The organism is Allorhodopirellula heiligendammensis, assembly GCF_007860105.1.
Classification (GTDB): Bacteria; Planctomycetota; Planctomycetia; order Pirellulales; family Pirellulaceae; genus Rhodopirellula; species Rhodopirellula heiligendammensis.
The window spans coordinates 1-10,590 of sequence record NZ_SJPU01000014.1 but is presented as its reverse complement, the minus strand read 5'-3'; the positions used below and the strand labels follow the sequence as shown (position 1 = coordinate 10,590).

Annotated in this window: 8 protein-coding genes; 5 read left to right on the top strand and 3 right to left on the bottom strand. The window is 54.9% G+C overall.

The window, feature by feature from the left end; translation table 11 throughout:
• Positions 1-1,780 precede the first annotated feature (1,780 nt).
• The gene (locus tag Poly21_RS26430; RefSeq protein WP_146410070.1) at positions 1,781-2,206 is read left to right on the top strand and encodes a hypothetical protein; all 426 of its coding nucleotides are present in this window, start codon (positions 1,781-1,783) and stop codon (positions 2,204-2,206) included.
• A 1,710-nt stretch (positions 2,207-3,916) separates the two neighbouring features.
• On the opposite strand, the gene Poly21_RS26425 is transcribed toward Poly21_RS26430, so the two are convergent.
• On the bottom strand, positions 3,917-5,281 hold the full coding sequence (locus Poly21_RS26425; RefSeq protein ID WP_302120731.1) for an IS110 family RNA-guided transposase: 1,365 nt from the start codon (positions 5,279-5,281) through the stop codon (positions 3,917-3,919).
• Positions 5,282-5,406: 125 nt separating this feature from the next.
• Here Poly21_RS26425 and Poly21_RS26420 point away from each other — a divergent pair, with 125 nt between their 5' ends.
• The 4 genes from Poly21_RS26420 to Poly21_RS28085 all read left to right on the top strand — a co-directional run bounded on the left by Poly21_RS26420 (position 5,407) and on the right by Poly21_RS28085 (position 8,546).
• A complete protein-coding gene (locus Poly21_RS26420; RefSeq protein WP_146410069.1) occupies positions 5,407-5,973 on the top strand; it encodes a hypothetical protein in 567 nt (188 codons plus the stop codon).
• A 40-nt stretch (positions 5,974-6,013) separates the two neighbouring features.
• Complete coding sequence (locus tag Poly21_RS26415) at positions 6,014-6,469, top strand: hypothetical protein (protein ID WP_146410068.1); 456 nt, start codon at positions 6,014-6,016, stop codon at positions 6,467-6,469.
• Between the two features lie 629 nt (positions 6,470-7,098).
• Positions 7,099-8,070 carry a WG repeat-containing protein gene (locus Poly21_RS26410; RefSeq protein WP_146410067.1) on the top strand — a complete coding sequence of 324 codons (972 nt, stop codon included), beginning with the start codon at positions 7,099-7,101 and terminating at the stop codon, positions 8,068-8,070.
• Positions 8,071-8,192: 122 nt separating this feature from the next.
• On the top strand, positions 8,193-8,546 hold the full coding sequence (locus tag Poly21_RS28085) for a hypothetical protein (RefSeq protein WP_302120729.1): 354 nt from the start codon (positions 8,193-8,195) through the stop codon (positions 8,544-8,546).
• Between the two features lie 403 nt (positions 8,547-8,949).
• On the opposite strand, the gene Poly21_RS26405 is transcribed toward Poly21_RS28085, so the two are convergent.
• Together Poly21_RS26405 and Poly21_RS26400 are read right to left on the bottom strand one after the other, a co-directional pair.
• On the bottom strand, positions 8,950-10,098 hold the full coding sequence (locus Poly21_RS26405) for an IS91 family transposase (protein ID WP_146410066.1): 1,149 nt from the start codon (positions 10,096-10,098) through the stop codon (positions 8,950-8,952).
• 11 nt (positions 10,099-10,109) lie between these two features.
• On the bottom strand, positions 10,110-10,590 hold a 481-nt coding region (locus Poly21_RS26400; RefSeq protein WP_146410065.1), incomplete at its 5' end, for a tyrosine-type recombinase/integrase.

The window sequence follows — 10,590 nt, the reverse complement described above, 5'->3', positions numbered from 1 at the left end:
TCCATGTGTTTGGTGGGTGGAGTAAATGTGACGGGCGGCCGCAAGCTGCCCAGATCACGGGTTTGAGTCGCCAGTTTTTTAACGAATGGCTCCCACCCGTCAAACCTTGGACTTACATGGATTCTTTCGTAGACGCTGGTGACCGCAAAGACTGACTCCGCAACGTTGGCGGCTTCATTGCGAACTTGCAGCTGGGATTAGCGTTCGATTAGCGCGGATTAGTGTTCCCAAAAACCAGGCTGATTCGAACACTAATCTTCGCTAATCGCACACTAATCCAACGATCGTGATTTCCGCCGTCCAGACGCCCGAATTTGCTTGCTTGCGCACTGGCGACTCGGTACGATTGCGGTATCGCGGGTCGTGTAGTGTGTTGCTACGCTCGTGATCCAGGGTACGCTACGAACAATTGCGTTGCACCGGAGGAATGTGCTCTCCGCTGCGGCGGTGTTGCCTGCGGCATTTTACACCGCCTCCGCTACGACCACATTCCCCGGTGAACTCTGCGTTCGTAGGCGCTGGTGGCCGCACAGGCCCGATCGCCGCAACGTCCAACGCCTGGACCCGGCCCCTGCAACACCCGGCAGTGGAAGTCCAACGCCTGATTCAGCACTCGCAATTCCCGGCAGCGGACGCTCATCGCCTGAGTCCGACACCGGCGTTCTCCGCCAGCGGAAGTCCAGCGCCTGTGATTTTCGACGCCTGACTCCAACGCTCCGAAATTGCTTGCGTCCCGCTGGGTGACTCGATAAGATTGCGGTATCGCCGACCGTGTGCAGCGTGTCGCTACGCGCGTGATCCAAGGTACGCTACGAACAATCGAATGAACGGGAGTATGCTGCTCTTGCGGCAATTCAACCTTTTTCCCGTCATCGAGTTTGCTCGCTATCTCAACTCTTTCGATTTGGCCCGCATACCCCGTTATTCGTAGCGTTCGCCAGTTGATAAAATGTGTTGCGTTTCGCCCAACCTGTTTCAGCGCTGATGCGGTCGAATCAATACACACTCAAACGGACTCTCGGGTACACGGCCGTTTTCGCAATCTTTTGCGCTTTCGCGTCGGCGCATCCAGAGCTTGCAATGTTTGCCGGGATTCTGCCTGTCGTTATCATCGCATACTCGTGCTCACACAGACGAGTCCCGACTCTTGCAACAATCGCCCTATTTTCAACACTTGCGTTGATCTGGGCAATTTCCTTACTTGGTAAGCACCCTACTCAGGAGCACGGGCTCTGCGCGACCGTTGGCGCTATGGTGGGTGCTTACGTCGACCACGCTCGTACTTTGCTGCGTGAGTGGATGTAGACAGTCGCAACGAAGCCGTGATCTTCACACGAATCGGTCGGGAGATTGCGTTACAATGGTTGGCGAACCACGGGATGCACGTGAGTCGCCGAGTTAAGTTTAATGAAGAGGAGAGTCCTCCGCGGCGACCACGTGATCCCAAACGTTCGTAGGCGTTGGTGACCGCGCTGAACCGCAGGCCGCAACGTTCAACGCCTGTAATTTCCGACACCTGACTCCAGCTCCCGCAGTCTCCGTCGCCTGGAAACCATCGCCCGAATTTGCTTGCGTGCGCATCGGCGACTCGATACGATTGCGGTATCGCGGGTCGTGTAGTGTGCCGCTACGCGCGTGATTCAGTGTACGCTACGAACAAAGCGGTGCACGGGAGTAACGCGTCACCTCCACTCCGGCGGTTGGCTTCGCCATTTTACCGCCTCCGCTCCAGTGCCACGTTACCCCGTGACCTTCGGCGTTCGTAGACTGATGTGATTCCATGACTGCTGCAATGTCACTAACCGAGTCCATCGACACCAGCCGAGTCATCCATCGCCGATACGCGGTGCTTTTGCTTTATGGCTTGTCTGCGTTTTGGGGCGTGGGGCAAGTCGTCTCTCCCAACAATCCCTTGCTCTATATCGCAAGTGCAATTGCCTTCGCGACATCCGCAACGCTTTGGTTCTCAATTGACCGTCGCATTCTCGCAAAGCCCCGATTGCCGGTTTTGCAACTGCTGTTCTTCTTTACGTGGCCTGCTGCATCGCTGATCCACTTGCTGGCATCTCGTGGACTTCGTGGCTTCGGGTACTGGCTACTTCATTCCGTCGGTATGTTCATGACGATGTGCGTAACATTTTTTCCCGCAATGCTCTTGCTGCACTGGTTCGGCATCCTCGATTTGGATGCACTGAATGAAATGTAGCCGCGACTAACGCCCGAAACCTCCTCCTTGGGGCGTCCAATGCCAAGGATTCCTCCCGCGTACAATCTCCACCAGTAAATCCCACGTCTGAGATTTCCAACGCCCGAAATTGCTTGCACCACGTTTGGCTATTAGATATCATCGCGGCACCGTCGCTCGTACTCGGCACGACGCGCGTGATCCAGCGCACGCATACGAACAATGCGGTGCACCGGAGAATGCTGCTCATGCCGCAATTTAACCTTTTTCGGTTCCGCAACTTTACTCACTATTTGAATGTCCTCGATTTGGTCCGCATTCCCGGTGACCTTTGGCGTTCGTAGACGGGAAATCATGATCCTCGCCAACATACTTGAATCACCTGTCTTGACTGGAGCAATCGCCGGAGGACTAGGCACACTTGCCTTCTTCGTTTATTGCTTCGCGAAGAAAATCCAAATTGGGCGTGGCCGAAAGATGGGTCTGAACTTTGACCAAACTTGCTGCCCCAATTGTGGGAGAGAGTTGCCACGTATTCGCCGCCCCGCTAATTTTCGGCAGATGCTTTGGGGTGGCTGGACTTGTCCATCGTGCGGCGAAGTCTACGATAAGTGGATGAATACGGTCAGTAAGGAAAAATCTGACGCCTGAAAATCGCATTGGTCCACTGCAACTTGCAGCAGCGAGCGACATGCTGATGTTCCCGCTGGGTGGGCATGGTCGTTCGAAGCCGGACGTAACTGCCTACGACATCCGACGCTCGAAATTGCTTGCTTCTGTATTCAAGACTCGATACGATCGCTGTATCGCCGACCGTGCGTCGCGCTTCAGTACGCGTGTGATCGATTGTACGCTACGAACAATCGAATGCACGGGAGTATGCTGCTCACGCGGCACTTCAACCTTTTTTGATTCATCAAATTCACTCGCGGTTCCGCCTCTTTCGATTTGGTCCGCATACCCCGTGATTCGTAACGACTATGAAGTCCAAGGTTTGGCAAGTGGTGTTGGATTGCTTTTTGTCTTACTTCATTTTTTTCCCGCTGGTGGAGGTGAGGTGCCGTTCGCCGGAGGCTTTTTTCGGTCGCTCGCCCGTAAGTGGCGACCGAAAAAAGGCGCAGGTGAATGGCACCGGTTTCCATCTCGGTTGATGTCGATCACGGATTCATCAACGCCGTAGGACGCGAACAAGTAAGGAGCTGGATTAAACGACTATTCGAGGTGTGAACGCTCTGATTCCTGATGGGCCAACACGCTTCGTGCTGGCGGCGTCCCCTCAGTTATCCTTGCACGGTTCCAGCCACTTGATTCAGACTGGCGACGTGTTTCGGCGAGCACTTGCCTGGAGGCTTCAATGAGCAGCAAGTGGTCTTCCTTCGGTACGGCACATTCTTTAGGGCGATGTGTCGGATAGTTCTAGCGATCCTTTGCAATGGATCGATCCTAAATCGAACGGTCCGCATCAACTTGGGTCGGTGCTCAGTACGGAGGGCAGGTCTGTTCCTTGGTGGTTCGTGTCGTGGGCTTGCAGCGGGCTCCTGAGGTGATCGGTGTGATATTGATGGGGGAGAGTTGACGACAGAGTTTCGAGGAGTGAAGTGAGGATAAATGGTCAGCAGGTCCGATTCGTTACGCCGATCTCGAAGCATCAGGCAGCCGATACAGGTTGACCTGGTGACCGGAAGATGAAAATGGCGAGCAAGGCCGATTCGTTACGCCGATGTCGGAGCATCAGTCACGCGATACTGGCTTTCTTGCTCGCCGTGGCTTGGAGGTTTTCGTTTGTCGTTTCCCGTTTGGTTGAGAAGTGGACCGAGGCGAGCGTGTTGCCGCCGAGATGGTCGCATTGCGTTTGGCGGCGGTCGGCTTAGCAGATCCAGTGGTCGTTCTCTTCACGGGATTCTGCCCAGTTGTTTTTGAAGCACGGCTCTCGGCGGCCTCTCTCGCCGCGCGGGCTTCCTTGCGAAGACGACTTTTTCGCTGATCTGCATTCTCTTTAGGTTTCATGTTTTGCAGTGAGTCCTTGAGCCCCGCCGGCATCCTTCCGAACGATTCAGTGACCTGGATCATTTGCTTGGGATCCCAATGCTTTTCGTCTCGCAGCATTGCCCAGGCGATCACGGCGATCTTGCGAGCCAACGCGATCGCCGCCTTCTTTTTGCGTGTCTTTTGTTTGCCACAGATCCTTTCGTAGACACCTTTGGCCCACGGGTTGTACCGCAGCGAGGCCCAAGCACATTCGACGAGGATCGTTCGTGCCAGTGGATTGCCACGCTTGGTAATGCGTCCGTTGCGATCCGTTTCGCCGGATTGATACTGACGTGGAACGAGTCCGAAGTACGCCGAGACTTGTCGTCCGTTTTCAAAGCGGTGCGGGTCGTCCAGACACGCGACGAGGATTTCAGCGGTTCGTGGTCCGACTCCGGGGATCGTTTGGATTCGCTTGATGCGTTCGTCATTCTTGCCGATCGCTTCGAGCTTCTTGACGACACCAGTGAGTTGCTCGGTCAGCGAATCGAGGATGGTCAGTTCGATGTCGAGTTCTCCTTTCCAAAGTTCGTCAGGTCCGCAGTCAGCCAGGGGTTTGCGAAACGAGTTGATGTGCTCGCGACCGGAGTACCAGGCTTTCTCGCCGGTTGCGATCTCGATCCCATGATTGACGAACCACGCACGGATGGCGTTCTTGGTTTTATTGATTCGGCCGTCGAGGGTCTTGCGGTATTTGACGAGCGATCGAAACTCACGATGTTCCAGTGAAGGCGTGTGGACGCCTTTGAGTTCGCCCATGGCGGCCATCCGAGCGAGCTTGAGAGCGTCGTCTCGGTCAGTTTTCCGTTTGACGTTGGCCCACCGCCAGGCTTCTTCGTTGGTACTGCAGACGAGTGTTTCGTGTCCGTGAGCTTCCGCCAGATCGTTGATCCATCCCGAGGGTCCGCAGGCTTCCATGACGACGAGATCGGCTTTGGTGTCCTTGAAGATGACATCGAAGTGTTCTCTCGTAGTGGGTGTCGTGACAAACTTCGTTTTGCGAGTTTTCGAGTCGAAAAGGCAGCAAACGGAGTTGAATTTTCCGAGGTCGAGTGCGAGAATCTTCATGAGATTTCATTCCATGTGTTTGGTGGGTGGAGCGAATGTGACTGACAGTCGCAAGCTGTCAGCATCACGGGTTTGAGTCGCCAGTTTTTAACGAATGGCTCCCACCCGTCAAACCTTGGACTTACATGGATTCTTTACCCGACTTTGATGACCCTTCGTTCCAATTGAAATCGCAAGCTGTGTTCGTATTTTCTCGTGAACGCGAAAAGGAATACGCGGGACGCTTCATCAAGGATGCGACTCAACTCGCTATGATTCACGACGTAATTGATAACGCGTACGATCTTGCTGATGGCGAGACAACAGTCGATGCAGCATCTGTTTGCATCGAGAACGCTTTGCTCCAAGGTGGCGGCGGTGTCTGGGAGCAGGCCGGGTCTTGGCTCGTAAAACTAAGCAGTAAACATTCGATTCTTGATCCGATTTGGTCCACACTTGCAACCAATCCCAAATCGACGATTCGCTTTCGCGCCGCCGCCCATGTCGTGGACATGTCCCCCGATGCGCGGGCGACCATTTTGCCCATCCTGCTCTCAGACCGAAGCCGCAAGGTTCGCAGCAAGGTGGTTGGTGATTTGTGGGTCGCTTCGTGCCCTGATGCCGCCGCTGCATTGAAAGCGAGATTACCAGACGAACAAGACAAGGAGATCGCCTCCCAGATTGAGGAAGCGATTGTAAAATGCTGCGGGTAACCATCGGATTCAACGGAGGACCGGTGGTCAGTTTTCACGAATGGATGCTCAACTCCCGGTCCCCGCTGATCCGGGTCGTTCCCCGACTGAAGCCTTCGCAGCCTTGACGAATCCATATGCTCCAAGCCAGACCAATGCTCGCAATCTGCGAGACGGTGACCGGGTACACCCTGACTGGAAATGGATGACCGGAGCGACTTATGCGCTTTGCTGCTTCTGCATGCTGGGCATTGTTGGGAAAACAAACCCACCGACCAGCAGCGTCGTTGGTTTCGGACATGGATTCATTCGGTTGCCTGCTGTGGTTGGCGACACGGTCTTCTACTGCATGATTCCTATTCTCGCGATCTTGCCGACCGCATTGATCTCGGTTCCGCTCATCCGGCTTTACCGATTCCGAATTCCAAGAACTTCAATGACTGCTTGGAACTTTGGTTTTCTCCTGGTTGGTTTTTTGATTGCGGTTATCAATGCTAGCTGTTACCGTGGTGACTGACCAAGGAGCGGGGAACCATGATCGACCTAGCGACGGTGTTGTTTTTGGCAATAGCGCAGATCAAAAATCTTGAAGTTTTTGATTCCTTCGCCCATGCTGGTCAGGGGCCAGCCCCCGAACCCCCGAGATTTTTCAGGCATGGCGCCAGATGTTCAAGCCTGTGGGTACTACGCTAGACTAAACGACTCGTAACAATGCGATGATGACGGAGCGGCGTTGGTAGCCATTCTCGAAGTGGTTGAGTCGCTCGCCGCCGCCCGCATATCGCCGCCGTTACGAGATCAAGCTGGTGTTGAAGCCAAGTGTGCCCTGCGGGGCATCGTCCAACGCCCGAGCCGCGACAACCAGCGCCAGCCCTGCGGGGCATGAAGCAACACTGCCCTGCGGGGCATCAACCAACGCCTGCTCTGCGAGGCATTGTCCGACGCCTGATCAATTGGTGACTGTGACGCAGTGCTTGTGTCGGACCGAAGTCGCGGGCAAGCCGACGGGTACTACGCTAAACTAAACGACTCGTAACCATGCAATGATGACGGAGCGGCGTAGCAGCCGTTGGCTCAGTGGTTGGGCCGCTCGACGCCGCCCGCATATCGCCGCCGTTCGCCGACTGAAGCCTTACGACAAACTTGATGCGCGATAATCTCTACTTCATTCGACGCAATGGAAAGTGCGGCTACGTCAATCGCCAAGGTGATATCGTTGTCGATCCCGTGTACTCCGACGCAACTGGATTTGCTGACGGTCTCGGTTGCGTACAGGATGGTATGGACCTCCACATTCTGAACGTCAACGGGAAGGTCGAGGCAACGATCGAAAATGCGTCCATATTTGGGCACTCATTCTCAGAGGGTTATCTCTGTGTTGACCGAAATGACAAACTTGGATTTGTCGATGAACACGGAAATGTTGTCATCGATTTCGAGTTTCAACGTGCCGCTGACGTTGTGCAGGGCATGGCGATTGTTCAGTTGAGCGATGACCGTTACGGACTGATCTCGACAATGGGCGACTGGGTCTTTGAACCGCAGTACAACTACATCACTGAGTACTGGCCGGACTCGAAGCTCACAGCAGTAGTCGTAGATGATTATCGTTGGTCACTTCGGCCACTTGATGGTAGCGATCGGCTCCAACGCGAATTCGCATCAACCCATCAGGAGCGAGAAGGATTGCTGCCTGTTTGTCCAGAACAAGATGGGAAATGGGGTTGGGTAGATACTCGTTGCACGGACGTAGTCTCTGAACAATTTGACGGGACGGGAACTGCATTTTTCGACGGAACTATTGCGGTCGTCACGGACAACCGCTGGGGCGTTTCGGATACACGCGGCAACCTGCTTGTCCAGCAGAAATACAACTTCACGGGAAACCTGCATTTTGGTCGACGCCGTTTTTATGAGGGTGCTGCAAAACCGGGTACCCTTGTAGGCGGGAAATATGGTTTCTTGGATGCGGCGGGCGAAATTGCAATTCCAGCAAGATTCGACGGAGCCCTCGACTTTGTTGGCGATGCAGCAATGGTGACGGTGGGCCAGCGACGAGATGCCAAGCTTGGGTGGATAAACGAGAATGGAGAGTTCTTTTGGAACCCCAATCGCTAAAAGTAAATAGCGGCGAACCATGCGATGGACCGAAGTCGCGGGTACGGCGTCTTGAAATGGAAAACACATTGCCGCGACTCGGTCATCGCGGTCGTTATCCGACTAAAGTGAACCACGCGACGATGAGCAATCGCACTTGGGCCTGCATACCGTGCGGCAAGACCTATCGACGCAACCAAACGGTCACCAACTTGCCATGCCCGCAATGTGGTGCACCGTGTGAATACGTACACTGGAAAATGCGTGTGCCATCGCCACGCAACGTCAAGAAGTGGCTCGCATTTTGGCGTCAGTACCGCGCCGAGAAGCAAATACTTGCCGGCACGGGCGATGCGCCGAGTGCTGGTCCGAGACATCTCGAACTGCTCAACCGTATAATCTGGTCTGGTTCCATGCCTTCTGGCGATCACGAATCGCAGCGGAAGTGGAAGGATCAAGCCCGTCGCAAAGAGGCTGCACGACGACATGACACGTGACAAGGGCCTCGGATAACCAATGAGGATTTGACTTCGCGTAAACGCGACGGTTGAGTCACTTTCTGATTCGATTTACTTCGTTCGTCGCAGGCGGAATTGCGAATGCCTAGCCGAAGCTCAAGTCCTTTGTTCAGGAAGCCCGGTGTTTACCCAGCGCCCTTTGAGCTTTGCTTCCACGCGGACAGCCCAGGAGCAGTCGGTGGTGCGGTTTGTGAATCCGGTACGACGGATTACGGCACCAAGAATCGCCTCCTGTCTGCTTTGCGGATTGATAATTGGCGGTTTTTTTCTCGACATTTACGCTCCTGTGACGCCTTTGGATGGGATTGGCGCATAGCTTCATCGATCGCCCTCCTGCAGACGTTTCGATTCTCGCGGTCTTGTCAACTCGATGCCTCATCGCTTACCCGCTGTCGTAGAAGGTCTGTCCGTGTTCGGGACGAACGCCCATCGAACCGAGTGAGCGGTAGGTCACTTCGGTCACCCGCATCTCGCCGCCACAATCGATGCACTTCATCGGTGCCGTCAACTTCTCAGGCTGCGGTGCGTAGCCGCTGGCTAGCCAGAACGTCCAGCCCAACTGGATCCATACGAGCCACTTCACTTCGTCAACCGAGATCTTGCTGTTACCGCTCATCCAGCCATAGTGACGGATCTTCATGAAGTTCGTCGGCAGCACGTGCTGCGCGAAGTTTTCGACGAACGTTTCGCCAGGAACCGCCTTGGTCTCCATCCGATTGCCTTTGCGGCGAATTCGATACGTCACCGTTTCTTCGTTGACATCCACGATCCGGCTGTCGTTGATCGCAACGCGATGCACGTACGGAGCGAGATATTTCAAAGTCGGCACCCCGTGACCGACCGCCTGGATGTCGACCACAAACTTCTTTGTCCACACGACACTATCGACTTGCGAGTACAGACCTGCGGCACGCAGTTCGTCAGCCAACTTCGCTTTGTAGACCTTCATCAACGTGCCGTGATGAAACAGAAAGTTTTTCGCGGTGCTATGCCACGATTCCGCTCGGCCCTGCTCATCCAACTTCACTCCGCCACCAGGAACGACGTAGTGAATGTGTGGATGGTAGACCGCCGGATCACGGCCCCAAGTATGCAGGACTCCGAAGAAGCCGAGATTGCATCCATTCAAACTCTTGGTCACCGAGCCCACATCGCGAATGCTCTGCCTGCTAGCGTCAAACAGACAGCGATAGCCGTCTCGTTGAGACCCGCGCAGCACCGAGCCTATCTCTCTGGGCACCGTAAAAGTGACCAGGAAGTGATGGACCGGCAATAACTTGGCAGACTGTTTTTCGATCCAGAACTGCGTCTTCTCATGACCGCAATTCGGACAATGTCGATTGCCACACGAGCGACCTACCCAGTGCTCTCGCCCGCAACCGCTGCACTCGTAGTGAACGCCACCGAGAGCGCCGGTGCGGCAACGCGTGATCGCGCCGAGGACTTTGTCTTGAGCGATCGAAATCGAATCAGTATGCTGCTGCAAGTATGCCGGTGCGAATTGCCGCAAGGCATCCGCGACCGAAACCATCGCAGGAGCGGTTAGCGATTCACCGCTTGACCACTCGGCTCAGGAGAATCGTTGAGCATAAAGAGCCCCTCGATCACATTGCGTGCGTTCGCTTCGGCTGTGTCCGTCAGGTGCAAGTACACAAGCGTGGTCGCCAGCGACGAGTGCCCCATATACCTTTGGATCACTTTCAAACTGACCTGCGCCTCGAGTAGATGGGTCGCGTACGAGTGGCGCAGCGTATGAATGGTGACTTTCTTAGCCAAGTTCATTTTCGTTGTGATCCGCTTCATGGCACCCTGGACGGCCGTTTCGCTCATGGGGTTCTTGGCGCGACTGATACCTTGGCGAGCAAGCGTATGATTGCGTCCGTCGGCGGGGAAGAGTAGCCGCGGGTGGCAATGTGTTGTCCAATACTTTCTGAGCAGCAGGAGCGTGGAATTGGCGATCGGCACACATCGATCCTTGGCTCCTTTGCCGCGATGAACATGCACCAGCCCACGGGCGGCATCA

Bases quoted from the DNA above. Each gene is read 5' to 3' on its own strand.
- Poly21_RS26410 (WP_146410067.1), top strand. From the start codon at position 7,099: ATGCGCGATAATCTCTACTTCATTCGACGCAATGGAAAGTGCGGCTAC.
- Poly21_RS26425 (WP_302120731.1), bottom strand. From the start codon at position 5,281: ATGAAGATTCTCGCACTCGACCTCGGAAAATTCAACTCCGTTTGCTGC.
- Poly21_RS28085 (WP_302120729.1), top strand. From the start codon at position 8,193: ATGAGCAATCGCACTTGGGCCTGCATACCGTGCGGCAAGACCTATCGA.
- Poly21_RS26405 (WP_146410066.1), bottom strand. From the start codon at position 10,098: ATGGTTTCGGTCGCGGATGCCTTGCGGCAATTCGCACCGGCATACTTG.
- Poly21_RS26420 (WP_146410069.1), top strand. From the start codon at position 5,407: ATGGATTCTTTACCCGACTTTGATGACCCTTCGTTCCAATTGAAATCG.
- Poly21_RS26415 (WP_146410068.1), top strand. From the start codon at position 6,014: ATGGATGCTCAACTCCCGGTCCCCGCTGATCCGGGTCGTTCCCCGACT.
- Poly21_RS26430 (WP_146410070.1), top strand. From the start codon at position 1,781: ATGACTGCTGCAATGTCACTAACCGAGTCCATCGACACCAGCCGAGTC.